The sequence below is a fragment of the Leucobacter sp. G161 genome (assembly GCF_001482305.1).
GTDB lineage: Bacteria > Actinomycetota > Actinomycetes > Actinomycetales > Microbacteriaceae > Leucobacter.
The window spans coordinates 14,525-38,982 of record NZ_LOHP01000054.1 but is presented as its reverse complement, the minus strand read 5'-3'; the positions used below and the strand labels follow the sequence as shown (position 1 = coordinate 38,982).

Annotated in this window: 20 protein-coding genes; 5 read left to right on the top strand and 15 right to left on the bottom strand. The window is 66.7% G+C overall.

Annotation, left to right across the window (positions count from 1 at the left end):
* A partial coding sequence (locus AUL38_RS06345; protein ID WP_059060228.1) for an NAD(P)H-quinone dehydrogenase occupies window positions 1-1,376 on the bottom strand: 1,376 nt, incomplete at its 3' end.
* 164 nt (window positions 1,377-1,540) lie between these two features.
* On the opposite strand from AUL38_RS06345, the gene AUL38_RS06340 reads away from it, so the two are divergent.
* Window positions 1,541-4,204 carry an aminotransferase class I/II-fold pyridoxal phosphate-dependent enzyme gene (locus AUL38_RS06340; protein ID WP_083506651.1) on the top strand — a complete coding sequence of 888 codons (2,664 nt, stop codon included), beginning with the start codon at window positions 1,541-1,543 and terminating at the stop codon, window positions 4,202-4,204.
* A gap of 58 nt (window positions 4,205-4,262) precedes the next feature.
* The gene (locus AUL38_RS06335; RefSeq protein WP_059060223.1) at window positions 4,263-5,069 is read left to right on the top strand and encodes a purine-nucleoside phosphorylase; all 807 of its coding nucleotides are present in this window, start codon (window positions 4,263-4,265) and stop codon (window positions 5,067-5,069) included.
* Here AUL38_RS06335 and AUL38_RS06330 read toward each other — a convergent pair.
* A complete protein-coding gene (locus tag AUL38_RS06330; RefSeq protein ID WP_059060206.1) occupies window positions 5,044-6,342 on the bottom strand; it encodes an FAD-binding oxidoreductase in 1,299 nt (432 codons plus the stop codon). The two genes, AUL38_RS06335 and AUL38_RS06330, sit on opposite strands and share 26 nt — an antisense overlap.
* A 188-nt stretch (window positions 6,343-6,530) precedes the next feature.
* Here AUL38_RS06330 and AUL38_RS06325 point away from each other — a divergent pair, with 188 nt between their 5' ends.
* A complete protein-coding gene (locus tag AUL38_RS06325; RefSeq protein ID WP_059060203.1) occupies window positions 6,531-8,294 on the top strand; it encodes a phospho-sugar mutase in 1,764 nt (587 codons plus the stop codon).
* A 50-nt stretch (window positions 8,295-8,344) separates the two neighbouring features.
* Here AUL38_RS06325 and AUL38_RS06320 read toward each other — a convergent pair whose 3' ends face one another.
* Genes AUL38_RS06320 through dnaK form a run of 10 tightly spaced genes read right to left on the bottom strand, consistent with a single transcriptional unit; the run spans window position 8,345 to window position 17,790 of the window.
* Complete coding sequence (locus AUL38_RS06320; RefSeq protein ID WP_059060200.1) at window positions 8,345-8,944, bottom strand: GNAT family N-acetyltransferase; 600 nt, start codon at window positions 8,942-8,944, stop codon at window positions 8,345-8,347.
* A 52-nt stretch (window positions 8,945-8,996) separates the two neighbouring features.
* Window positions 8,997-10,670 (bottom strand): cytochrome c biogenesis protein ResB, encoded by a 1,674-nt coding sequence (locus AUL38_RS06315; RefSeq protein WP_059060199.1) that lies wholly within the window; start codon window positions 10,668-10,670, stop codon window positions 8,997-8,999.
* Complete coding sequence (locus tag AUL38_RS06310; RefSeq protein ID WP_059060197.1) at window positions 10,654-11,427, bottom strand: cytochrome c biogenesis CcdA family protein; 774 nt, start codon at window positions 11,425-11,427, stop codon at window positions 10,654-10,656. Before AUL38_RS06310 ends, AUL38_RS06315 begins: the two co-directional genes overlap by 17 nt.
* Entirely contained in the window at window positions 11,427-12,053 is a 627-nt protein-coding gene (locus AUL38_RS06305) for a TlpA disulfide reductase family protein (protein WP_059060195.1), read from the bottom strand. The genes AUL38_RS06310 and AUL38_RS06305 overlap by 1 nt, the downstream gene beginning before the upstream one ends.
* On the bottom strand, window positions 12,050-12,694 hold the full coding sequence (locus AUL38_RS06300) for a histidine phosphatase family protein (protein ID WP_059060193.1): 645 nt from the start codon (window positions 12,692-12,694) through the stop codon (window positions 12,050-12,052). The genes AUL38_RS06305 and AUL38_RS06300 overlap by 4 nt, the downstream gene beginning before the upstream one ends.
* Window positions 12,695-12,740: 46 nt before the next feature.
* Complete coding sequence (locus AUL38_RS06295) at window positions 12,741-13,910, bottom strand: methyltransferase (RefSeq protein ID WP_059060191.1); 1,170 nt, start codon at window positions 13,908-13,910, stop codon at window positions 12,741-12,743.
* The gene (locus tag AUL38_RS06290) at window positions 13,898-14,317 is read right to left on the bottom strand and encodes a heat shock protein transcriptional repressor HspR (protein WP_235590629.1); all 420 of its coding nucleotides are present in this window, start codon (window positions 14,315-14,317) and stop codon (window positions 13,898-13,900) included. Before AUL38_RS06290 ends, AUL38_RS06295 begins: the two co-directional genes overlap by 13 nt.
* 38 nt (window positions 14,318-14,355) lie before the next feature.
* The gene (locus AUL38_RS06285; protein ID WP_059060188.1) at window positions 14,356-15,309 is read right to left on the bottom strand and encodes a DnaJ C-terminal domain-containing protein; all 954 of its coding nucleotides are present in this window, start codon (window positions 15,307-15,309) and stop codon (window positions 14,356-14,358) included.
* Window positions 15,302-15,940, bottom strand: a complete 639-nt coding sequence (locus tag AUL38_RS06280) for a nucleotide exchange factor GrpE (RefSeq protein WP_059060186.1) — start codon at window positions 15,938-15,940, stop codon at window positions 15,302-15,304. The genes AUL38_RS06285 and AUL38_RS06280 overlap by 8 nt, the downstream gene beginning before the upstream one ends.
* Before the next feature lie 2 nt (window positions 15,941-15,942).
* Window positions 15,943-17,790, bottom strand: coding sequence for a molecular chaperone DnaK (gene dnaK / locus AUL38_RS06275; RefSeq protein WP_059060184.1), 1,848 nt, complete (start codon window positions 17,788-17,790; stop codon window positions 15,943-15,945).
* 260 nt (window positions 17,791-18,050) lie between these two features.
* Here dnaK and AUL38_RS06270 point away from each other — a divergent pair, with 260 nt between their 5' ends.
* Window positions 18,051-19,436 (top strand): MFS transporter, encoded by a 1,386-nt coding sequence (locus AUL38_RS06270; protein WP_235590628.1) that lies wholly within the window; start codon window positions 18,051-18,053, stop codon window positions 19,434-19,436.
* Window positions 19,437-19,801: 365 nt separating this feature from the next.
* Here AUL38_RS06270 and AUL38_RS06265 read toward each other — a convergent pair whose 3' ends face one another.
* On the bottom strand, window positions 19,802-21,034 hold the full coding sequence (locus AUL38_RS06265) for an MFS transporter (RefSeq protein WP_059060180.1): 1,233 nt from the start codon (window positions 21,032-21,034) through the stop codon (window positions 19,802-19,804).
* Between the two features lie 95 nt (window positions 21,035-21,129).
* On the opposite strand from AUL38_RS06265, the gene AUL38_RS06260 reads away from it, so the two are divergent.
* Complete coding sequence (locus AUL38_RS06260; protein WP_059060178.1) at window positions 21,130-22,422, top strand: ATP-dependent RecD-like DNA helicase; 1,293 nt, start codon at window positions 21,130-21,132, stop codon at window positions 22,420-22,422.
* Here AUL38_RS06260 and AUL38_RS06255 read toward each other — a convergent pair.
* Together AUL38_RS06255 and AUL38_RS06250 are read right to left on the bottom strand one after the other, a co-directional pair.
* The gene (locus AUL38_RS06255) at window positions 22,419-23,084 is read right to left on the bottom strand and encodes a VOC family protein (protein WP_059060176.1); all 666 of its coding nucleotides are present in this window, start codon (window positions 23,082-23,084) and stop codon (window positions 22,419-22,421) included. The genes AUL38_RS06260 and AUL38_RS06255 overlap by 4 nt on opposite strands.
* The gene (locus AUL38_RS06250) at window positions 23,081-24,403 is read right to left on the bottom strand and encodes an alkylhydroperoxidase domain protein (protein ID WP_059060174.1); all 1,323 of its coding nucleotides are present in this window, start codon (window positions 24,401-24,403) and stop codon (window positions 23,081-23,083) included. Before AUL38_RS06250 ends, AUL38_RS06255 begins: the two co-directional genes overlap by 4 nt.
* Window positions 24,404-24,458 lie beyond the last annotated feature (55 nt).

Sequence of the window (24,458 nt, the reverse complement as noted above, 5' to 3'; positions counted from 1 at the left end):
TAGACGGTGAACGCCGAGGCGACCTGGTCGACCGTGAGGCGGTGTTCGACGGCAAGCGCGAGCGGGAAGATGAGTTCGCTGGCGCGGTGCGCGACGATGACGCCGCCGATGACGGTGCCCGAGGCCTTCCACGCGAACAGCTTCACGAAGCCGTCGGTGAAGCCGATCATCTTCGCGCGCGGGTTCGCGTTGAGCGGGATCGTGTGGCTGATCGCGATCGCTACGTTTGTCGCGTCGGCGAGCGTGCGCTCGTTCCAGCCGACGGTCGCGATCTCGGGGTAGGTGAAGACGTTCGATGCGACGTTGCGGAGGTCGATCGGGCGCACGAAGTCGCCGAGCGCGTGCATGATGGCGGTGCGGCCCTGCATCGAAGCAACCGAGGCGAGTGGGAAGAAGTCGGTGCAGTCGCCCGCGGCGTAGACGGAGGGGATCGACGTGCGCGCGACCTTGTTCACCTTGATGTGTCCGCTGTCGCTCAGCTCAACGCCGGCCTCTTCCAGCCCGAGTCCCGCGGTGTTCGGGACGGACCCGACGGCCATGAGACAGTGTGACCCCTCGACGACGTTGCCATCCGAGAGCGTCACGCGAACGCCGTGCTCGGTGCGCTCGACCGCGTCGGCTCGCGACTTCGACATCACGTTCATGCCGATGCGTTTGAACTCGTGCTCGATCACCGCCGCCGCGTCAGGATCTTCACCTGGCAGTACCTGTTCGCGGCTGGAGACCAGCGTCACCTCGGAGCCGAGGGTGGCGTATGCGTTGGCGAACTCGGCGCCGGTCACGCCCGAGCCGACGACGACGAGGTGCTCGGGCACGTCCTGCAGGTTGTAGAGCTGCTGCCACGTGAGGATGCGCTCACCGTCGGGCTTCGCTGAGTCGAGCTCGCGCGGGCTCGCACCCACAGAGACGACGATCGTGTCGGCCTCAATGCGGTCGAAGTCGGTGCCGCCGTCCTGCGACGTGGAGACGAGCACGGCGTTCGGGCCATCGAGCCGGCCGGAGCCCTGCACGAGGTGCACGCCGCTCTCTTCGAGGCTCTGGCGCATGTCGGTTGACTGTGCGCCGGCCATCGCGAGCAGTCGCTTATTCACCGCAGCGAGGTTCACTGCGATCTCGGGCCGCACGGGCTTGCCGTCGCTGCCTGGCAGGAACGCCTGCACGCCGAGCTTGCCTGCGTCACGCACGGACTGCACCGCTCCAGCCGTTGCGATGAGACTCTTCGAGGGCACCACGTCGGTGAGGACAGCCGATCCGCCAACGCCCGCGCGTTCAACGAGAGTGACCTCGGCACCGAGCTGCGCGCCCGCAAGCGCCGCCTCGTACCCCCCAGGTCCGCCGCCGAGTACAACGATCCTGTGCTTACGTTCTTTCGCCATACCCCAAGTCTAGGCGTGCTCAGGCATGCTCGGCACCGTAAGATCGGGGACTTAGGGCACTGCACCGGCTGGTTTCCGGTTGCAGGCCGTACACGCGACAGCGACGTTGGAGGCAATTGGTGTCAGACCCTAAGGCAGAACCGGTATTGGAACGCGACCCGGGCATGCCCTCTAGCACGTGGCGGATGCGCAGTGATGCGTGGGAGTATCTCCGCTTCGCGGTGAAGCGTCTCGCGCTGGGTGACCGTTCCGAGGCGGACGAGGCACTTGCTGCGGACAGCGAAATTCATCGCTCGCTCCGCTCCCTCGAGACCCTCGAGATGTACTGGGCGGGGTTCGGGCAGCGGTACGTCACGACCATCGGCGAGATGCTCGCGGCGGGCGAATACCAGTCGGCGCTGGATCGGATCGGCCGGGTCGTGAACCGCCTCCGAGCGGTCGGCACGTCGGAGGAGGCCGCCGGTGACGTCGACCCCGATTCGGATGAGGAGTTCCCCGGCGACAACGATTCGCGACCTCGCTTCGAGGTGCTCGTCGTCGACGAGACGACAGCGGTGGATCGGGATACGATGCGCGCCGAAAGCCTGCGCATGCGCAGCGCGGCTGACGCGTTCGTCTACGAGTACGTGATCGTGCCGTCGGCCGATGACGCCGTCGCAGCGGTGCTCACGAACCCGAACATTCTTGCCTGCGTGATCCGGCCGGGGTTCAGCGAGCGCACGAAGCAGACTCTGAGCCGCGACCTGCGCGAAACCATCGAACTCGCACACGCGGCGACGACGAATCCGCAGACCACCGCCCGGAATCAGCTTGCGTCGGTGCAGCGTGTACTCGGCCTCGCCGACACGCTCGCGGCGCTCAGGCCCGAACTCGACCTGTACCTCATGGCTGGCGCGCACATCGAGGAGCTCGCCGGGGCGATGACGAAGCGCTTCCGCCGTGTCTTCCGCCGCGAGGATCATCTCGAACTGCATCTGTCGCTGCTGCGTCGCGTCTCCCACCTCTACGACACCCCGTTCTTCTCGGCGATTCAGGATCACGCCCGCCGCCCTGTCGGCGTTTTTCACGCGTTGCCTGTTGCGCGCGGCGGATCGGTGATGTCGTCGAAGTGGATCCGCGACCTCGCCGACTTCTACGGCCTGAACCTGCTGCTCGCTGAGACGAGCGCGACCTCGGGCGGGCTTGATTCGCTGCTCGCCCCGGTTCGCACGTTGAAGAAGGCGCAGGAGCTCGCCGCCCGCGCGTACGGCGCCAAGCACACGTTCTTCGTGACGAACGGCACCTCGACGGCGAACAAGGTCGTGCATCAGGCGCTCGTCGCTCCGAACGATGTCGTGCTCGTTGACCGCAACTGTCACAAGTCCCACCACCATTCGATGATGCTCACGGGCGGTCGCCCCGCGTACCTCGATGCATACCCCCTGAACGATTTCGCGTTCTACGGGGCGGTGCCGATCGAGCGGGTGAAGCAGCTGCTGCTCGACTACCGCGCAGCTGGTCGACTCGACGAGGTGCGCATGGTGACACTCACGAACACCACGTTCGACGGCATCGTCTATGACCCGTACCGGGTGATGAGCGAGTGCCTGGCGATCAAGCCCGACCTCGTGTTCCTGTGGGATGAGGCGTGGTTCGCGTTCGGCGCTTTCCACCCGGTCACCCGCTGCCGCACCGCGATGGCCTCAGCGAAACTGCTCGAGCAGCAGCTGCAGTCCGCAGCGCACGAGCGGGCATACCGCGAGCAGCAGGAGATCCTGTTCTCAGAGGACGGCACCCCGGCTCCCGACGAGGTGTGGCTGCGCGAGCGACTCATCCCCTCCCCCGATGCACGGGTGCGCGTCTACGCGACGCAGTCGACGCACAAGACGCTCACCGCGCTGCGCCAGGGCTCGATGATCCACGTCTGGGATCAGGACTGGGTACGCGACGCGCAGGATCCCTTCCACGAGGCATACATGACGCACACGTCGACCTCGCCGAACTACCAGATCCTCTCTTCGCTCGACATTGGGCGCAGGCAGGTGGAGCTTGAGGGCTTCGAACTCGTGCAGAAGCAGCTCGACCTTGCGACGAGCCTGTCGCAGGCGATCGCCAGGCACACGCTGCTGCGCCGCACCTTCCGGGTGCTCACCGCACACGATCTCATTCCTGAGCAGTACCGCGAGACGGGGCGCGCGATGCCGCTCCGGGACGGCCTGTCGAGCATGTGGGAGGCCTGGGCCACCGACGAGTTCGTTGTGGATCCGTCGCGCATCACCATCGAGATCTCCCGCACCGGGGTCGACGGCGACACGTTCAAGCACGAACACCTCATGGACCGCTACGGCATCCAGGTGAACAAGACGAGCCGCAACACGGTGCTGTTCATGACGAACATCGGCACCTCGCGCAGTTCGGTCGCGTACCTCATCGAGGTGCTCGTGAAGCTTGCGGAGCGTTTCGAGGAGGAGCAGGCGCAGCGCGATCCCGAGCAGCCGCTGCCCGCCGAGATCCCGATGCCGCCGCTGCCCGACTTCAGCTCGTTCGCGCCCGATTACGCGACCGATGGGCAACTGCCAGACGGCGACCTGCGTGCGGCCTTCTTCCGCGGGCAGCGCCGCGGGAACATTGAGTACGTGCTCGGCGATGATCTGCGCGCGCGGGTTGACGCTGGCGAGCGGCCAATCTCGGCGGGCTTCGTCACCCCGTACCCGCCCGGCTTCCCGGTGCTCGTCCCCGGGCAGGTGGTGTCGCCCGAGGTGCTCGCGTTCATGCAGGTACTCGATACCCGCGAGATCCACGGCTACGATCCGCTGCGCGGCTACCGGATCATCAAGAACGCTTCGTAACTGCTGTGACTACGCGGGGTGCGCGCTATCTGCGCCGTGCCCCGCGTAGGCTGAACGCATGAGCACTTCTTCAGACCCGCAGGCCCTCGCGGCCGAAGCAGCAGCCGTCATCGCCGACCTCACCGGCGTCGCCCAGCACGACATCGCCCTCACCCTCGGCAGCGGCTGGGGCAAGGCAGCAGACGCCCTCGGCGAGACCGTGGCCGTGATCGAGGCAGACAAGGTCCCCGGCTTCCACGCGTCGGCAGTCCCCGGCCATCCGGGCACACTGCGTTCGGTGCGGATGGCAAACGGGAAGCACGCGCTCATCATCGGCGCACGTACCCACTTCTACGAGGGTCGAGGTGTCCGCGCCGTCGTGCACGGCGTCCGCACCGCTGCCGCGGCCGGCGCACAGGTCATGGTGCTCACCAACGGCGCCGGCGGCGTGAACCCGGCGTACAAGCCGGGCCAGCCCGTGATCATCTCCGACCACATCAACCTCACGACCACGTCGCCGCTCGAGGGCGCGACCTTCGTCGACCTCACCGACCTCTATTCGGCCCGGCTCCGCGAGCTCGCACACAGCGTCGACCCCTCGCTCAACGAGGGCGTCTACGTACAGTTCACCGGCCCCCACTACGAGACCCCGGCCGAGGTGCGCTACGCGAGCACTATCGGTGGCGACATCGTCGGCATGTCGACCGCGCTCGAGGCAATCGCCGCCCGCGAGGCAGGCATGGAGATCATCGGGCTCTCACTCATCACGAACCTCGCCGCGGGCATCCAGGAGACACCCCTGAGCCACGCAGAGGTCATCGAGGCTGGCCGCGAAGCGGAGCCACGCCTGGCCGCCCTGCTCAGCGAGATCGTCGCGCGCTTCTAACCACGGCGAGCGGCGACCGCCGCGATCCGGGCATCGGGCGTTGCACCCACGGGAGCGCCACGAGCTCGGATTCTCGCCCGAAGACGAGGTCGGTGATCGTGCGGCCGGCGAGGTTCGACGCGGCGATCCCTGAGCCGGCGTATCCACCGCCCCAGGCGATCCCGGTCGCGTGATCGATACCAACGGTCGCGCTCCCGTCCCGCGCCGCCGGCAGCGATCCCGACCACGCGCGCGCAAGTTCAACTCCGCGAGTCGCGGGGAACAGCCGCTGCAGCGTCTCTCGCAGCGCGCGCACCGAACTCGCAGACATTGCCCCGTCGCCACCGCGGCCCAATCCCAGGCGGTACGCTGGCGCGCGCGCACCGAGCACAATCCGGTCGTCTGGAGTGCGCTGTGCGGAGATGACCCCGCGCGTCGCCTCCCTGAGGATCTCACCGCTTGCCCAGCCGATCGCGTCCCAGATCTCGGCGGGGAGCGGCACCGTCGCGATGAGCGACGCGCGCACCGGGAACCACCGCTGACGTGCACCACCGAGGTACCCGGAGACGCCAGCGCCCGTCACCACAATGTGGTCAGCCGTCACGGTGCCGTGCGTCGTCTGCAGCTCGTAGGGGTCGACCTCGACCACACGCGTGCGTTCGTAGATGGCGACCCCGAGCCGCTCTACCGCGTTCGCGAGGCCGCGCGCGAGCTTGACCGGTTGGATCCGTGCTGCGTGCGGATGCCACGAGGCGACACGAGCGCCCGCTACGTTGATCCGCCTCGACGCCTCGGCAGCCTCCGCGGCCTCCGCGGCCTCGAGGAGTGTGAGATCGGTGCCCGGGTAGCGCCGCTCGGAGGCCACGAAGGCGCGCAGCCGCGCCTCCTGCGCCGGAGTGGTCGCGACGGTGAACTCGCCGCCGTGCACAATATCCGCATCGATCCGCTCCGCCGCTGCCACGCGCATGATCTCGCTCACTGTGTCGGTCATGGCTGCGTGGAAGCGCCCGACTGCGTCCAGGCCGTGCGCTCTAACGTACCGTTCACGCCCACCCGTGATGGCGTTCGTCAGCGCCCCAACATTGCGCCCCGAGGCCCCGGAGCCGACGTGCCGCTCCTCAATCACCACGATCCGCAGGCCGGGACGGGCCTTCTTGAGGTAGTAGGCAGTCCAGAGCCCGGTGTACCCCGCTCCGACGATCGCGACGTCCGCGGAGATGTTTCCCGGGAGGTCGAGACGAGGTACCGGCCGGCCCGCATCCCCCGACCAGTGCGACACCTGCCCGTCCATCATCCTCAGTTCTTCGCCAGAAATCGTACCTATCTACGATACCCGTGTGCCCGCTCTTGACGTCCAGCGCAGCGCCCGCTCAGAGCCACCGTTCACCCACCGTTCCATCAGCTTGCCGCGTCCGCTCCCGCCGCTTGCGTCGATCGGGTGGTAGCTTGAACTGTCTATAGCAATCAACTGTGGGGGGCGTGATGGCACCGAATCAGCTCGAAGCTCTACTGGGGCGTGCGCGCGAGTGGGCAGCGCACGACATTGACCCGGTCACCCAAGCCGAGGCGGAGCGGCTCGCCACCCAGGCTGAGGCGGGCGACGCAGCGGCAGCACAAGAGCTTGCCGAGGCCTTCGGCGACCGGCTCGCGTTCGGCACCGCCGGGCTGCGCGGTCGACTCGGCGCAGGCCCCTCGCGCATGAACCGCGTCGTGGTCTCCCAGACCAGCGCCGGGTTCGCCGCGTTCCTGCTCGAGCGCGCCGCACGCGGCGAGACAAGCAACCCACCGTCGATTGTCATCGGCTACGACGCACGCGTGAACTCTGACGTGTTCGCTCGCGACGCAGCGGAGATCATGGCGGGCGCAGGTGTTGAGGTCACACTGTTCCCCGCCCACGTTCCGACCCCGCTCGTCGCGTTCGCGGTGCGCCACCTCAACGTCTCGGCTGGAGTCATGGTCACGGCAAGCCACAACCCGCCGCGCGACAACGGGTACAAGGTGTACCTCGGCGACGCGGATGCCGGATCCCAGATCGTCGCGCCTGCGGACAGTGAGATCGCGGCGTGCATCGACGCGGCAGCAGCAGCGCCCGTCTCGGATCTGTCACGCAGCTCCACCTACGGCTACGCAAGCCCGGATATCGCAGACAGCTACGTCACGAAGACCGCGGCATCACTGCTCGCCGGTTTCCCCGTCACGCAGGACGGCCGCACGCTCAACGAGGAGGTGCCCGTCAAGGTCGTGTACACGGCAATGCACGGCGTCGGCGCGGAGCTCTCCGAGCGGGTGCTCCTTGCGAGCGGCCTTCCCCTCACCATTGCCGTCCCCGAACAGCACGAGCCCGACGGCAACTTTCCGACCGTCGACTTCCCGAACCCGGAGGAGCCGGGCGCGCTCGACCTCGCCTACCGCACCGCGCGCGAGGTGAACGCGGAGCTCATCGTCGCCCACGATCCCGATGCGGATCGGCTCGCGATCGCGCTGCCCGATGCCGCGGAAGAATCCGGGTATCGCGCGCTCACCGGCAACGAGCTCGGGCTGTTGCTCGGCTGGCGCGCCGCGGAGCGCGCCATGCAGGACGCGGAGGAGCGGAAGATCCCCCTCGCCGGCACCCTCGCCTGCACGATTGTCTCCTCGCCCGCGCTCAGCGCCGTCGCCAAGGATTACGGGCTCGATTACGCGGAAACCCTCTCGGGCTTCAAGTGGGTCTCGCGCGTTCCACACCTCGTCTTCGGCTTCGAGGAAGCGCTCGGCTACCTCACGCAGCCGCACGTCGTTCGTGACAAGGACGGCATCTCTGCTGGCGCTGACGCGATCGCGATGGCCCGCTGGGCGAAGGGCCGCGGCACCGACGTGTGGGGCCTTCTCGAGGAGGCAACCGAGCGCTTCGGTCACTTCGCCTCAAGCCAGATCACGCTCCGCCTCGACTCGATGGCGACCGCCTCGGCGCTCGCTGCCGAGATCCGCACCGCTCCACCGACCGCGTTTGGTGTGCGTGCGGTCACCGCGGCGAAGGATCTACTCGAGCCCGGTCTCGCCGAGGTCCCCTCGAACGTGCTTCGCTACGATCTCGCCGACGGGTCACGTGTAATGATCCGGCCGAGCGGCACCGAGCCGAAGCTCAAGATCTACCTCGACACGTTCAGCGAGAAGGGCAAGGCCTCGAAGCGGCGCGCAGCAGCTGAACGCTCGCTCGCCGAGCTTGAGTCCGACGTGCGTAGCTTCCTCGACGGGCTGCAGGCGTAGCAGCGCTGCCTTATACCCACGGCTGAGGCCCGCGGGCTTGAGGCCCACGGCTAGGCGTGCGCCACGAGCCAGTCGAAGGCTGTCGCTGTGAGCGGGCGATCGGCGTACACCCGGCTCAGCAACGTACGCGACCCAGCACCCTCGCCGCCGGCCCGTTCGCCCTCCCAGACGAGCGTCAACCCGAGTTTTTCAAGCACTGCTGTCGACGCGGGGTTGTTCACGAGCGCGCGGGCCGTGATGGGCACCGCTGGGGCCACCTGCGCACCCGCTGTCACGGCTGCGCGGGCGAGCTCGGTCGCGAACCCCCTGCCCCAGGCTTCGGGGCTGAGCCGATAGCCCAGGTTCCAGACACCGGCGTCCTCGAGGTACTGTAGCCCGCCCGAGCCGATCCAGGCCCCCTCGGGGAGCCCCGTCGTAGCGCCCTCGGTAGTGACGCGCACAGCCCAGGTACCCAACCCCCGCGCGCGGAAACTCCGCTCGGAAGCCGCGACCTGGTGTTCAGCCTGCGCGAGCTCGCTGAAGCGCCCCGCGGGAAGGTGCGCCCATGTCGCCGGGTCGCCGTAGACGCGAAACACGTCGGCAGTGTCAGCTAACGTGAGGGGTGCGAGCAGCAGCCTGTCGGTCTGCCGGGTGTGGGCGCTCAATTCCATGTGCGTAGCGTCCCACACCCCGCAGACATCGCGCTGCCCGTGCGCGAACCGATTACAGCACCTCGCGGTGCGCCTCGCGCATGTCTTCCACGGCACGATCGAGCGACGGGTCGTCGCCACGTGCGAGGCCAGCGTACTGGAGCACAACGCCGTCATCGGTGAGGATGCCCTTCACCCAGAGCCTGCGGCGAGGCACGAACAGCGACCAGATGAGCCCGCCGAGCGACAGCAACGCAAAGACGAGGATGCCGATCTGGAACGGGTTCTGCATCACGTCGAAGGATGCGTAGCGCGGCACCGCCTCAAACGTCACCGAGCCGAGCCCGTTGGGCAGTTCGGCGCGGTCACCTGGGCGCAACTCGATCGACGGCTTGTCGATGGCACGGCCCGTGAGCTGCTCCATCTTGTCCGTCTCGAGCGAGTACACCGACTGCGGCAGCGCTCCAACCCCGTCGACGCCGAGGTCACCAGCGTACGCGTCGAGCGTAAGCACCGGGTTCTCGAGGTCAGGGTAGTTCGAGGTGTACGCGCCCGATTCGAGCTTCGTCTGCGTCGGGTAGAAAAAGCCGCGCAGGCCAAGCTGGGTCGGCTCGCCGGCCTCGTCAGTCAGCCCGTCGAGGACCTTCACGACACCGAGCGAGGTGAGGTTCGGGTCCGCGCCCTGCGGGATGAACGGCACGGACTCCTGGAAGACAATCTCGTCTGCCGCGTTACGAACCACAATTGTCGGCGCGTAGCCGTTCGCCAGAAGGTAGATCGGCGAGCCGTGCACCCGCAGCGGGTGGTTGACGCGGATTTCCTCGCTCGTCGCGTTCCCCTCGGGGTCCGTCAGCGTCATGCTCGCGATGAACTCGCGCACCTGCCCAATCGAGTTCGGGCTCGCGTCGGCATCATCTGGAGTGATGTAGTTCACCTCAAGGTCGTCAAGGCGGAGCGCGAACGGCTCAAGCGTGTCCGAACGGAACGCGCGACCCGAATTCGCAGAGTCGTAGTCGATGATCTGGTTCACGAAGCTCTCGCCCTCGTAAAGCACACGCTGACCGTTAAAGGTGAACGCACTGCCGAGACCGACGCACACGAGCACGCCAACGAGCGCGACGTGGAACAACAGGTTGCCCGTCTCGCGCAGGTAGCCGCGTTCGGAGGACACCGAGACCTCGGACACTCCACGGTGCGTGGCCTCCTGAATCTCGACACGATATCGCTGCTTACGGAGGATCTTCGCAGCGGACTCGACCGCGGCGTTCGCGAACGCGAGGCGCTCTGCCTCGCTCGCGTCCGCGTTCGTCACGCGAATCTCGGAGAAGCCAGCCATGCGGTTCAGCCGCGCAGGCGTCTTCGGCGGTGTGCCGCGCCACGCGTTCCAGTGGTGCTTGATGCGCGGCAGCACGCAGCCGATGAGCGAGATGAACAGCAGCAGGTAGATCGCCGAGAACCAGACGGACCCGTAGACGTCGAACGCCTGAATTGGGAACGTGTCGAGGATCTTGAAGAGCGTCGGGTTGTCCTTCTCGTACTGGATCACGCCGTTGGGGTCGGCGCCGCGCTGCGGCACGAGCGATCCGGGAATCGCAGCAACAGCGAGCAGCAGCAGCAGGATGAGCGCGACGCGCATGCTCGTGAGCTGGCGCCAGAACCAGCGGAGCCAGCCCTTCAGGCCGAGCTCCGGGCTGGTGACCGCCGCTGGGGCTCCCGATCCGTCATCGTAATCAGAGGGGCGTGACATAGCCACCAATCCATATCTGCAGTTCGCTCATGATGAGGCCCCACAGGCCGGTGACCATGAGCAGCCCAAGAACAATAAGAATGACGCCGCCGACGATGTTCACCGTGCGGATGTGGCGCTTGAAGAACGTCATCGTCTGCGTCATCCAGCCGAAGCCGAAGGCAGCGAGCACGAACGGGATACCGAGCCCGAGCGAGTACAGCAGTGCGAGCAGCGCCGCGCGACCGACCGAGCCCTGCTGCATTGCGAGCAGTCCCACCGTGCCGATCGTCGGGCCGAGGCACGGGGCCCAGCCAATCGCGAAGACGATACCGAGGAACGGGGCACCCGCGAGGCCGACCTTCGGGCTGATCTTCAGTCTGGTCGTGCGCTGGAAGCGCGAGAACGCCCCCATGAACACGAGCCCCATGACGATCACCACAACGCCCATGACCCTGAGGATCACGTCTTGCCAGTCGAGATACCAGCGGCTCCCGCCGACCGCCCCCGAGAGCGTGAGGAGAATCACGAACACGATCGCGAACCCGAGCACGAAGAGGATCGAGCCGAGCACCATACGGTTGCGCTCGCGCCGGCCCGCGGCCTTCGGGTTCGCGGCGTTCGGGCTCGGCGTGCCAGCAACGCCGGACACGTAGGCGAGATAGCCGGGAATCAGCGGCAGCACGCAGGGCGACAGGAACGAGACGAGGCCCGCCGCGACCGCGATCGCTGAGGCGACGAGGAGCTGCCCGTCGGCGATGATCTCCTGGATGCTCATTACTTGTTGCCCGTGACGGGCTGCTCTTCGAGCGTCTCCGTGATGAGCGTGCGCAGCTGCGATGCCCCGGCGAGCTGGCCAACGACCGTGTGCGCGACGCGCCCCTCAGTGTCGAGAATCAGGGTCGTGGGCACGGCGTTCAGCGGAATCTGCCCCGCGAACGCCCGCTGCGCGGTACGCCCGCCTGGGTTATCGAGGATCGACTCGTACTCGATGCCGAATTCGACACCGAACTGCTTCGCTTGCGCTGCCTGGTCTCGGGTATTCACGCCAACAAACTTCACGCCCTGGGGCTCAAACTCGTTGTACGACTCGACGAGATCTGGCGCCTCGATGCGGCACGGGGCGCAGCCCGCGTACCAGAAGTTCACGACTGTGACGCTGCCGAGCGTATCGGCAGAGCCGAGCGTGTTGCCGAACTCGGTCTCGCCGCTGAACTCAACGGGTTCGCCGCGATCCCCAACGGGGAAGGACGCGGAGGAGCCGTCGCCGGCCACATACCCCTTGTCGCCGCCGTCTTGCCACTGCGACGACAAGCTATCGGCCTCGCTCGTGCTGCACCCGGCTAGGCCGAGTGCGAGGGCAGCTACGGCGGCGGTCACCGCGCCAAAACGTCGCGCGCTCATACGGCTCCTACGTCGGTTGCGTCGCCCATGAGCGACTGCGCTGGGTTACGGTAATCGACTTCGAACCAGCGCTCACCGCGGCGTTCGAAGGACGTGATGCTTGAGAGATCGCAGCGCCGCGTCGCCGGGTTGTGGAACAGCGCTTTGCCAGCGACGTCGAGGTGTGCCATCCAGATCGGAGACTGGTGTGCGACCATCACGATGTCGCCGCCCTGTGTGGTGTCCCAGGCATCGTTCATCGCTTCGCGTACACGGGCGGCAACCTGCCGGTAGGGCTCACCCCAGCTCGGGCGGAACGGGTTCCAGAACTTGTACCAGTAGCGCGGCTTCTTGAACGCTGCCTCGGGCCCGGAGTTCACCTTGCCCTCAAAGAAGTTCGTCGGCTCGATAATGCGCGGCTCAGTCTGGATCTCGAGCGCAAACGCACTCGCGATCGGCTTCGCTGACTGCTGGGCCCGCTCGAGCGGTGATGCGAAGAGCGCTGCAACCTTCCGGTCGCTGCCGGCAAGTTCGAGCGCGGCAGCTTCCGCCATCGCATGACCGCGCTCAGACAGGCGGAATCCGGGAATTCTGCCGTACAACACGAGATCGGGGTTGTGTACTTCCCCGTGGCGCACCAAGTGCAAGAGTTTATCGCTCACACCCTCATTCTAGGCTTCGGTTGCCTGTGAGTTCGGTGGCTTCTTGCTAGCGCTTGGTGACCGAGAGCACCGTGAAGGTCGCGTCGCGCGCGAGCTGCCGCGCCTCGCCGATCTCGCGCACGAGGAGCGGCCGGTAGCCGAGGTGTGAGTTGAAGACGATGCGGAGCTCACCGCCCGGTCTCAGCGCTCGAGCAGCGTCACGAATGAGCCTGTGCGCTACCCCTGCATGCACTGTCGAACCGGTATGAAATGGCGGGTTCAGGAGCACGAGATCGGCCCAGCCATCGGGCGCCGTTTCGGCCCCGTCTGCGCGGTGAATCACGACCCGATCGGCGACGCCCGCAGCCTCCGCGGTGAGCGCGCATGAGCGCACGGCGGCGTCAGATTGGTCGCTCGCCATGATGCTCGCGTTCGGGAGCGCGAGCGCGGCGGAGACCGCGAGAACGCCGCTGCCGCAGCCGAGGTCGAGCACTCGCTCCGGGCGAACTGATCCGGCCCACGCAGCAGCACCACGGTCACCCGCCAGCGTGCTCAGCAGCAGTCGGCTGCCATGGTCGAGCTTCGTGCCGCCGAACGTCGCGCCGAAGGCAGCGAGCGCGAACGACAGATCGCGGTCGCTGCCCCACTTCGGAAACGGTGACACGGTGGCGACACGGAGCGGGGTCTCTGCTTGCAGCACCCGCGACTTGCGCCAGCCGAGGCCCGCTGTCACCTCGCCGAAGGTGCGTCCAAGCACGTCGTTCTGGGCGCGGGTCATGTGCTTCACCCTGCCACCGGCGAACACGCGTACGTCCGGGTCGGCGTAGCGGGCGATCATCCAGGCAAGCTCCTCGAGCGCATCGAGCCCGCGCGGTAGCTGCACAAGCACGGTCTTCGCGCCAGACAGTAACGCTGCGCCAAGTGGTTGAGCTGAGTAGCCGGTATCGAGGCCGAGCCGGCTCGCGTTCGCCGCGAGCGCCCGCTCGGCGAGCAGCGGATCCTGATAGGTGCGCACCCCGCTCGCTCCGAGCACGCTGGTCGCGGCGAGGGTCAACGCTCCGTGCCGATCGCCAATCGTGACGACGGTTCCCGGAGCGGCATCCGAGATGCGCTCGGCTGCGGTCTGCAGGAGGAGGAGGTCGGCGGCGTCGAACGCCTGCAGCTCGGGCGCGTCAAAGTCGGGATCGCGGCTGAGCGTGGAGCAGAACTCTTCGAGCCTCGCGGCTACGGCTTCCACACCACGACCTCTGCGTTACGACGCATTCGGGTGCCGCGGCGGAGGGTGACGACCTCGCCACCAGCGCCCGCGGCGAAGACGCGCCGCTCGGGGCGCTTGAGCATCTCCTCAGAGAGCGCGCGTTCGAGGTCGTGAACCTGCTCCTCGAGTTCGCGCACGCGATCCTCCAGCGTGAGTACGCGGCGGATCCCTTCGAGGCTGAGGCCCTCGGCCGAGAGCCTGGCGACCTCGCGCAGGCGGTGCACGTCATAGAGCGAGTACCGCCGCGTGTTCCCGCTGGTACGCTGCGGCACTACGAGCCCAATGCGGTCGTACTGCCGCAGCGTCTGCGGGTGCATTTCAGCGAGTTCGGACGCGGCAGCGATCGCAAATACCGGCGTGAACCTGTCCATCTGCACTTTCGCCATCGCCCCTCCCTACGCCTTCATGTTTCTGTGTGTGTTGGTTATGCCCGTGCGCGAGCGAACAGGTCCGCCCGCGGGTCTTCCTGCGGCTCCACCTGCTGGAACGCTTCCAAGGCCTCACGGGCCTCAGCGCTCAGGTGGCTTGGAACCGCGACCTGGACCTCGGCGAGCAGGTCGCCCGTGCCCTTTGAGGTCTTCACCCCGCGGCCCTTCACACGCATCACGCGGCCACTCGGGGTTCCCGGCTGCACACGCAGGCGCACAGTCTCCCCACCGAGCGTCGGTACTTCAACGGTAGCGCCGAGCGTTGCCTCTGTGAAGGTCACCGGCAGCTTGAGCTTCAGGTTCAACCCGTCACGCTCAAACACCGGGTGCTTGCGCACGGTCACCGTGAGCATCAGGTCACCGGCCGGAGTGCCCCCGGGGCCAGGTTCGCCCTTGCCGCGGAGACGGATCTTCTGCCCGTTCGACACCCCTGCGGGGATCTTCACCTTGACGTTGCCGTTCGAAGTCTGCAGCGTGACGGTGTCACCGCTCACCGCAGTCTCGAAGTCGATCGTCGTCGTCGCGTTGACGTCACGGCCCTTTTGTGGACCGCGCGCCCCGCCACCGAACATGTTGAAGAGGTCGTCGTAGCCGCCACCCTGCTGGAACCCGTACTGCGTGTTCCGGCCGCCGTGGCCACCACCGAACATCCCACCGAAGACGTCCTCGAAGCCCTGGCCGCCCTGACCGCCCGCAGTGAAGCGGGCACCCCCTGCGCCCATGGCCCGAATCTGGTCATACTCCGCACGCTGTTCCTTGTCGGAGAGCACCGAGTAAGCCTCGCTGATCTCCTTGAACTTCGCCTCAGCCGCCGCATCGCCCGGGTTTGAATCCGGGTGATACTTACGGGCGAGCTTGCGGTAGACCTTCTTCAGTTCGGCATCATCGACGTCTTTTGAGACGCCGAGCATGCGGTAGAAGTCTTTATCCAACCAGTCCTGACTAGCCATCTGCCCCCACCGCCACCGCTACCTTGGCGGGGCGCAGTTCAACATCTCCGATGCGATAGCCCCGCTCGACTACGTCAAGTACAGTGTGCTGCTCAGTTCCGGGAACCGGAACTTGCGCGATCGCCTCATGCACCTGCGGGTCAAACAGTTCACCCTTTTCGCCGAAGCTCTCAACGCCGAGCCGTTCGAGGCTCGCGCGGAGCTTCTGCGCGATCGTGGTGAACGCGCTGCCCTCTTCGAGGTCGCCGTGCTGCTCGGCACGGTCGAGATCGTCGAGCACGGGCAGCAGCTGCATGACGACCGAGGCCTTCGCGCGCTGCTTGTCGAGCTCGACGTTTGCTTCGGTGCGCTTGCGGTAGTTCGCGTATTCAGCGGTGAGCCGGCGGAGATCCTCCAGGTACGGGTTCTCCTCCTCTGCAGCAGCGTCGGAGTCCGCGCCAGCGGCCTCCTCGGTCTGCGCGGCACCGAGAATGTCGTCTACCGTGAGGTCAGCGCCCTCCGGCCCGGAGGCGGAGGTGTGACCCTCCGCCCCTGGTGCTGGTGAGGTCTCGCCCTGCGATCCCTCACCAGCCTGGCCAGCCGGAACATCGCCCATCGGCTGGTCGTCGCCCAGATGTTCCTTGTCAGCCATGGTTACTTCTGCTCCTCGTCGTCTTCAACAACCTCTGCGTCGACCACGTCGTCGTCATTCGATTCCGTGCCCTCTGCCGCAGCCTCGGGGGCCTCCTGCGCCTGAGCGTAGATGGCTTCGCCGAGCTTCTGCTGGCTTTCGCCGAGCTTGTCAGCAGCGGTCTTCACCGCGTCGTCGTCTTCGCCAGCGAGTGCGGCCTTGAGCGCGTCCAGGTCACCCTGAACCTCGGTCTTGACGTCCTCGGGGAGCTTGTCCTCGTTCTCCGAGATGAGCTTCTCGACCGAGTAGGCGAGCTGCTCGGCGTTGTTGCGCTGCTCGGCAGCTTCGCGACGCTTCTTGTCGTCTGCTGCGTGCTCTTCAGCCTCGCGCACCATGCGCTCGATGTCGTCCTTCGAGAGCGTCGATCCGCCGGAGATGGTGATCGTCTGCTCGGTGCCGGTGCCCTTGTCCTTGGCCGAGACCTGGACAATGCCGTTCGCGTCGATATCGAAGGTGACCTCAACCTGCGGCACACCACGCGGCGCGGGTGCGATGCCGGTGAGCTCGAACGTTCCGAGGTTCTTGTTGTCGCGGGTGAACTCGCGCTCGCCCTGGAAGACCTGGATTGCAACCGACGGCTGGTTATCCTCAGCCGTGGTGAAGGTCTCCGAACGCTTCGTCGGGATGGCCGTGTTGCGCTCGATGAGCTTCGTCATGATGCCGCCCTTGGTCTCGATACCGAGCGACAGGGGGGTCACGTCGATGAGCAGAACGTCCTTGCGCTCGCCCTTCAGCACGCCAGCCTGGAGAGCTGCGCCGACCGCGACAACCTCATCCGGGTTGACGCCCTTGTTCGGCTCGCGGCCGCCGGTGAGCTGCTTCACGAGCTCGGTGACTGCGGGCATACGGGTCGATCCACCAACGAGCACGACGTGGGCGATGTCGCCAACCTTCACGCCGGCTTCCTTGATGACATCCTCGAACGGCTTGCGGGTACGCTCGAGGAGATCCTTCGTGAGCTCCTCGAACTTCGCGCGGGTAAGCGTCTCGTCGAGGTTCGCCGGGCCGTTCTCGGTGAGCGAGAGGTACGGGAGCTGGATCTGGGTGCTCGTCGAGTTCGAGAGCTCCTTCTTCGCCTGCTCAGCTGCCTCCTTGAGGCGCTGCAGTGCGATCTTGTCCTTCGAAACGTCGACACCGGTCGAGTTCTTGAACTGCTCGCTGAGCCACTTCACGACGCGCTCGTCCCAGTCGTCGCCGCCGAGGCGGTTATCGCCCGAGGTCGAACGCACCTGAATGGTCGAGAAGTCGTCGTCCTTGCCCACCTCGAGGAGGGAGACGTCGAACGTACCGCCACCGAGGTCGAAGACGAGGATGAGCTCGTCTTCCTTGCCGCGGTCGAGGCCGTACGCGAGAGCTGCGGCGGTGGGCTCGTTGATGATGCGGAGCACGTTGAGGCCCGCGATCTCACCGGCCTCCTTCGTTGCCTGACGCTCTGCGTCGTTGAAGTACGCGGGGACGGTGATGACTGCGTCGGTGACCTTGTCGCCGAGGTAGGTCTCTGCGTCGCGCTTGAGCTTCATGAGCGTGCGCGCGCTGATCTCCTGCGCGGTGTAGTTCTTGCCGTCGATCTCGTCGCTCTTCCAGTCAGTGCCCATGTGGCGCTTGACGGATGCGAGCGTGCGGTCGACGTTGGTGACTGCCTGGCGCTTTGCGGTCTCGCCGACGAGCACCTCGCCGTCCTTGGTGAACGCGACGATCGAGGGGGTAGTGCGGAAGCCTTCGGTGTTCGCGATGACGGTGGGCTCGCCACCCTCGAGAACGGCGACGACCGAGTTGGTGGTGCCGAGGTCAATACCTACTGCACGTGACATATGTTCTCCTTGCGTTGTACGGGACCGGCGGCTAGCGCCGGTAGTTCGCGGGACCCAAGCTGCCTTCCTGACAAGTTGAGCCTTCTGCACTCAAGTTTACCCGGGGCGATTCGCGTGTCAAGTCGAAAGCGTCAAACTTGAGTCAAGTTCACTCAACTCTCAGGAACCGTTCACAGGGCATCCACACCGGGAACCTCGTTCACCTGGCGGACACCGAACGCCCCCCTATGCTTTTCTCGCGATCGCGATACCCTGAAGCTGTGAGCGAGACACCGAACGTACCCGCAACGAACCGCACCGTAAACTCCTGGGCTCTCTGGGATTGGGCGACGCAGCCGTTCAACTCGGTGATCCTCACATTCGTGTGGGTGTCGCTCTACCTTGTGTCCGACTCCTTCCTCGCCCCCGAGGTCGCAGCTCAGAATGCCGACGGTAGTCTCGTGTGCTCGCAGACCACAGACGCAGGCACCGCCTACTGCACGGGCCTCGCCGAGCTTTCTGCGAACTACGGCTGGGTCACCTTCGCGGCCGGCATCTTCATCCTGCTACTCGCCCCGGTACTCGGGCAGCAGGCAGACGCGCGCGGCGCGAAGAAGCGCTGGGTGGTACTCGGCACCGCCCTGCTCGCGCTCATCCAGTTCGCGATGTTCTTTGTCTACTCCGATCCGCAGTTCTTCTGGTTCGGCGCCGCGGCCGTCGCCCTCGGCTCAGTCGCGAGCGAAATCGCCGGCGTGAGCTACAACGCGATGCTGTTCGACGTTTCCTCGAAAAAGACGGTCGGCCGCGTGAGCGGCCTCGGCTGGGGCCTCGGATACATTGGCGGCATCGTCGCGCTCGTCATCGTCGTTGTCCTCACCGAACTCGACTGGTTCGGGATGGACGTCTCCGACGGGCTTGCGTACCGCCTCATCGCCGTGGGCGCCGCAGTCTGGACGATCATCTTCTCGATCCCCTTCGTGCTGTGGGTGCCGGAGCCTCCCGCCCGCACCGATCGGCCACGGGTCGGCTTCTTCCGCAGCTACGCGGTGCTCGTGCGCGATCTGCGCTCACTCGCGCGCAATCACCGCCAGACGTTCTGGTTCCTCATCTCGAGCGCCGTCTACCGTGACGGCCTCGCCGGCATCTTCGCATTCGGCGGCATCCTCGCCGCCGTCTCGTTCGGGTTCTCGGCAACCGAGGTGATGATCTTCGGTGTCGCGCTCAACCTCGTCGCGGGGGTCTCAACGATCATCGCCGGCCGCCTCGACGACAAATTCGGGCCGCGCGCAATCATCGTGTTCTCGCTCATCACGCTCGTCGTGAGCGGCCTGTTCATTTTCTTCTTCCGCGAGCAGGGCAAGGCGATCTTCTGGATCGGTGGCCTCATCCTCTCCGCGGCCGTCGGCCCGGCGCAGGCATCGAGTCGCTCGCTGCTCACGCACATGACGCCGGCGAGCATGCAGGGCGAAGTCTTCGGCCTGTACGCGACGACCGGTCGCGTAATGAGCTTCCTCTCACCGTGGCTGTGGGCGGCGTTCATCGGCTGGTTCGGGGCGACCCACTACGGCATCCTCGGCCTCATCATCGTGGTCGCGATCGGCTTGCTGCTCACGCTCGTGTTCGTGCGGAAGCCCGACACCTCCGAGCCGGAGCTCGCATCGGTCTAACGGTTCTGCACAGTCGAAGGTGTAGACCTCAGCGATGAGGAGCGCTCAATAGCCATGGCCTCAGCGAGGTCATGGCTTTTTTGCTGCAGATCGCTCATGACTTCGCTGAGGACATGTCTTGTGAGCGCCATTTAGGGTGGACTTGCTTCGCTGCGACCCATTGGGCGGAGGAAACCACTCAGCGCAATCGGGCGCCGTCAGCTACGCGCCAGACGCGGGAGCCCCCGCAGTCCTCCCCGACCCGATTCATTTACTCCGAGCCTTGTTTGGGCGGTGCAAGAGTCGGAGTGAATTATTCGGGGGTCTGAGGCCTGGAACCGAGGCCCGAGGCGACGAGGCGAAGGGGGGACGGGGCGAAGGGGCCGCTACGCGACCGGAATGCCGGCGGTGTCGAGGCTCTTTCCGCCGTCGCGGCGCTGCACGGCGAGACTCACGAGCAGCAGCACGAGGCCGGCGCCCGCGAGCGCGGCACCCAGCCAGCCCGGTGCGAGGTATCCAAAGCCGCCCGCGATCACGAGGCCGCCGAGCCATGCACCGAGGCTGTTCGCGACGTTGCCAGCCGCGTGGTTCAGGGCCGCCCCGAGCAGGCGCGCTTCGCTCGACATGCGAATAAGCCGCGCTTGCAGCCCCGGCAGCAGCACCGACGACGCAAAGCTCACGAGGAACGCAAAGACGAACAGCCCGAGCGGATGTGCGGCGAAGAGCGAGTAGAGCACGAAGGAGGCGATAAACAGGACAAAGCCCCAGACCGCCGTGCCAACCGGGCTGCGATCCGTGAGGATCCCGCCGAGGATGTTGCCGAGCACCATGCCGATGCCCATGGTCGCGATCACCCACGGCACCATCCCCGCGCCGAGCCCGGCCTCGCGGGTCGTCACCTCAGCTATATAGGAGTACACGGCGAAGAAACCACCAAAGCCGATCGAAAGGGTTGCGACCATGATCCACACGCGCGCGCTGCCGAGCGCCGCGAGTTCGCGCAGCGGGCTCCGCTCAGGGCTACCGGGGAACCGTGGAACGTAGAGCGCGACGAGCAGCAGCGTAGCTACGAACAGGACCGCGACGAGCCCGTACACCCACCGCCAGCCGAACTGCTGCCCGAGGACTGTCGACAGCGGCACACCGATGACGTTCGCGACAGTCAGCCCGCTCATGGCGAGCGCGATCCCCTTACCCATGTTGCCGGGCCCCATAAGGCGGGCAGCGAGCAGGGAGGCGACGCCGAAGTAGGCGCCGTGTGGCAGCCCAGAGATGAAGCGGAACACGGCGACCGCGCCGAAGCCGGGCACGAGCGCCGACCCGACCGTTCCGGCGACCAGCAGCACGAGCAGCCACAGCGCAAGCTTCGTCTGCGACATCCGCGCACCGAGCACCGCGAACACGGGAGCGCCGACGACCACCCCGAGCGCATACAGCGTAATGAGTGTGCCCGCCTCGGCGATACCGCGCTGCGGATCCGCCGCGTATCCCGGCACCAGGTCGTGTGCGATCTCGGGAAGCACGCCCATCGTGGCGAACTCGGTCGTGCCGATCGCGAACCCGCCGAGGGCGAGCGCGAACAGCGCAAGGTTGCGCCGAAACGTGGTGAGTGGGGGCACGGAGCTGGCCGCCTTCCATGGCTTTCCGATGGCCGAGATATGGCCCGCGCGCGATGGCGCCGCACTAGTATCCCATTGCGAGGTAGCCTATTCGAGTGTCTCGCCCAGATCTCAGCCCACAACAGCTCGCCGTCTACGAGCGCATCGAGCATACGCGCGAACACATCTTCGTCACGGGTCGGGCCGGAACCGGCAAATCGACGATCCTTAACCACCTCTCGTGGAACACGTCGAAGATCATCGCGGTCTGCGCGCCAACGGGCGTCGCGGCGCTGAACGTCGGCGGGCAGACGATCCACTCGCTGCTGCGCCTCCCCACGGGCGTCATTGCGGATCATGACCTCGACCAGCCGGCCGAGCTGAAGAAGATGCTCGCCTCGATTGACACGCTCATCATCGATGAGATCTCAATGGTGTCCGCCGATCTCATGGACGCGATCGACCGCTCCCTCAGGCTCGCACGCGGCAAACGACACGATCCGTTCGGCGGCGCCCAAATCATCATGTTCGGCGACCCATTCCAACTTCCACCGGTGCCGCCGCGCGATCCGCACGAGCGCGCCTACTTCGACGACACCTACCGCTCGCTCTGGTTCTTTGATTCGAAGGTGTGGCAGGAGAACCCGCTCGACGTCATCGAGCTCACCGAGGTGCACCGCCAGAGCGATGACCGGTTCAAGCAGATCCTGGGCGCCGTGCGCTACGGCGTCGTCGACGAGTCGCAGGCGAACGAGCTCAACGCGGCGGGCGCGAGGCCGGCGCCGCGCGACGTCATCACCCTCGCAACCACGAACGCAACCGTGAACCGCATCAACGCGCAGCGCCTGGCCGAGATCAAGGGCTCTGGCCTGAAGGCCGCAGCCGAGATCACCGGCGAGTTCCGCGAGAACACGTACCCGGCTGACGAAGTCCTCGAGCTGAAAAAGGGCGCGCAGGTGATGTTCCTACGTAACGACCCCGACGGACGCTGGGTGAACGGCACCATCGGCACGGTCTCGAAGATCGAGGGCACCGTCTGGGTGGACGTCGGCGACGAGGAATACGAGGTCGAGCCAACCACGTGGGAGCGATTCCGCTACCGTTACGATGCCGAAACGAAGAAGCTCGAGAAGGAGGTCGTCGCCGAGTTCGAGCAGTTCCCGCTGCGACTGGCCTGGGCGGTGACGATCCACAAGTCGCAGGGCCACACCTACGATGCCGCCGAGATCGACCTCGGGCCGCGCGCTTTCAGCGCCGGGCAAACCTACGTCGCGCTCAGCCGCGTGCGCTCGCTCGACGGCCTCTACCTCGCGCGGCCCCTGCAGCCGCGCGACGTGATCGTCGACCCGAACGTCGTCCGTTTCTTCTCGGAACGCCGGCCTGAGCCCGCGGCCCCCTCGGCCGACTAGCCCGGCTCTGGCCGAAACTCGACGACCTCGCCCGCGGCGGTGCGCAGCTTGAGCAGGTAGCCGGCACGCTCGGCAACGCGCACATCGATGTGCTCAGCGCCGACCGCCGCGTACTCGCGGCGCAGCGCCTCCGCACGTTCCGCGGTCGGCTCCAGCCTCGCAAACTCAACGAGTTCGAGGGCCGGGGCGACGGTCTCACCCGGGTGCCGGGTGGCGCCCCAATCGATGAGGAAGGGGACGTCGAGTCGCGCCGGAACCTCGGCCTGTTGGGTGAGTCGCCACTGCAGCAGCTCACCCTCCGGTGTGCTCCGCGACAGCTCGCGCGCCGGTCCGGTCTCCCAGCCAACGGCGAGCGCGTCGTGCACGGCCCGATCGATGTCGACCGGGTGCACCGCGAACGTCTGCACGGCCGGCCCGGTAAGCCGGTCGATGCCGAACATTGTCGGGCGCGGCGCGTCACCGGCGTCATCGTAGGGGCCGATGAGTTCGATATACTGCGGCCCGCGCTGGCCGCCAACGGTCAGCGCGACGAGCGCGTTCTGGGTCCCTGTCGGATGCCTCCCGCCGGGTTGCGCGACCACACCGGTGCGCACGGCGAACCAGCCGACCAGCGCTGCAAGGTCGGGTGCGGCGATGACGATGTGGTCGAGGCGCGCGGTCATGCCCGCGCCCTCCGGGCCGGCACTTCGGGTTCGCCGAGCGACAGCATGAGTCGGTTGGCCCAGTTGAAGAACGCCGCCCCGTTGATGACGTCGACGATCTCCGCGTCGTCGAGCCCGACCGCGCGCAGTGCGGCAACGTCCGGCTCGCCAAATGCGAGCGGGGTGTTCGTCAGCGACACGGAGGCACGCACAATTGCGTTCCACACCGGGTCGCCCAGGTCTGCGCTGATCCCCTCGTCGAGCAGCCGCTGCACGCTGTCGCCGCGGCCGCCGCCGTCAGCGCCCGCGGACTCTCGTGTCGCTGCAGCGGAGTGCACCGACGCGCAGAACACGCAACCGTTGTGCCGGGACGCTGCGGTCGCGGCGAGCTCGCGCTCGGCGCGGCCGATGCCGCCGGTCACGTTGAAGAAGATGTCGAGGTCCGTGAGCGTTCGTGCATGCAGCGCCTGTGGGTCGCGCGCGAGCAACCGGAAGTACGGCATCTTCGCCCGCTGCGGATCGATGAGCGCACCGCGTTGTTCGGCAGTGAGCTCTGTCTCCGGCACCGGCGCGAGCCACGGCACCCAGCCGAGGCTGTTCTGCGTGAAGGCGTGAGGACGGTTGAGGTCGGGGTAGCTTGTGATGAGGTCTTCGCCACGTGCAGAGAAGTCGGTACCCGCGGGCGATGTGCTCGCCGCCTGTGGCGCAATGTGGGCGGCGGGTCCGGTGGCCGTCCGACCCTTCGAGGCCCCGCTCAGTGCACGCAGCCCCCAGGCCGCACGCAGTTGGAACGCGAGGAACGACACGAGCTGCGACAGCGACACCACATCGTCAGCGGACCAACCGGCATCGACGAGGGCGGCGAGCGCCGCGGGCGTTGCCTCGCGCGGCCTGAACACAAGCAGGTGGGTATGCGTGAACGCAGCGGCCAGACGTGTACCGAGTGCCCCTGCCGCGACAGTGTCGGGCTCCCACGGCAGGGCGAGCACGCTCTCGGCGTACAGTCCAGGTTCGCGGTATGCGCCGACCGGGCCGTGTGAGGCGGCCTGTTCGTTGAGCCCGCGGATCACCGTCACGAGTTCGGGAGCTTCGTCGCCGAGCACGTCGGCGTAGAAGGCCTCGGCTGCTGTGAACCGGTGCAGCTGCGCGACAAACAGAGCGATGGCGTAGCGTTCGCGGAGCGGGAAGCTCCCGGGTTCCGCGGGTTCGAGCAGTGCTGAGAAGCTGCGCTGTGCGTTCTCTCGCGCCTGGGCGCGCTGGTCGCGAATCCCCTCGAGCGTGTCGCCCGGGAGGATGCCAGCCAGGAGGTCGATGAGGTCGGCGTTCGTGGTCTCGGTCATGAGGCTTCCTTGAGGTGTGAGAGTGTGGCCGGGCGGGTCTCGGATGGCGAGCTGC

Excerpts from the sequence above, each read along its gene's own strand:
- AUL38_RS06325 (WP_059060203.1), top strand. The coding sequence starts at position 6,531 with ATGGCACCGAATCAGCTCGAAGCTCTACTGGGGCGTGCGCGCGAGTGG.
- AUL38_RS06315 (WP_059060199.1), bottom strand. The coding sequence starts at position 10,670 with ATGTCACGCCCCTCTGATTACGATGACGGATCGGGAGCCCCAGCGGCG.
- AUL38_RS06290 (WP_235590629.1), bottom strand. The coding sequence starts at position 14,317 with ATGGCGAAAGTGCAGATGGACAGGTTCACGCCGGTATTTGCGATCGCT.
- AUL38_RS06330 (WP_059060206.1), bottom strand. The coding sequence starts at position 6,342 with ATGATGGACGGGCAGGTGTCGCACTGGTCGGGGGATGCGGGCCGGCCG.
- AUL38_RS06280 (WP_059060186.1), bottom strand. The coding sequence starts at position 15,940 with ATGGCTGACAAGGAACATCTGGGCGACGACCAGCCGATGGGCGATGTT.
- AUL38_RS06305 (WP_059060195.1), bottom strand. The coding sequence starts at position 12,053 with ATGAGCGCGCGACGTTTTGGCGCGGTGACCGCCGCCGTAGCTGCCCTC.
- AUL38_RS06320 (WP_059060200.1), bottom strand. The coding sequence starts at position 8,944 with ATGGAATTGAGCGCCCACACCCGGCAGACCGACAGGCTGCTGCTCGCA.
- dnaK (WP_059060184.1), bottom strand. The coding sequence starts at position 17,790 with ATGTCACGTGCAGTAGGTATTGACCTCGGCACCACCAACTCGGTCGTC.
- AUL38_RS06310 (WP_059060197.1), bottom strand. The coding sequence starts at position 11,427 with ATGAGCATCCAGGAGATCATCGCCGACGGGCAGCTCCTCGTCGCCTCA.
- AUL38_RS06340 (WP_083506651.1), top strand. The coding sequence starts at position 1,541 with ATGCCCTCTAGCACGTGGCGGATGCGCAGTGATGCGTGGGAGTATCTC.
- AUL38_RS06285 (WP_059060188.1), bottom strand. The coding sequence starts at position 15,309 with ATGGCTAGTCAGGACTGGTTGGATAAAGACTTCTACCGCATGCTCGGC.
- AUL38_RS06335 (WP_059060223.1), top strand. The coding sequence starts at position 4,263 with ATGAGCACTTCTTCAGACCCGCAGGCCCTCGCGGCCGAAGCAGCAGCC.
- AUL38_RS06250 (WP_059060174.1), bottom strand. The coding sequence starts at position 24,403 with ATGACCGAGACCACGAACGCCGACCTCATCGACCTCCTGGCTGGCATC.
- AUL38_RS06255 (WP_059060176.1), bottom strand. The coding sequence starts at position 23,084 with ATGACCGCGCGCCTCGACCACATCGTCATCGCCGCACCCGACCTTGCA.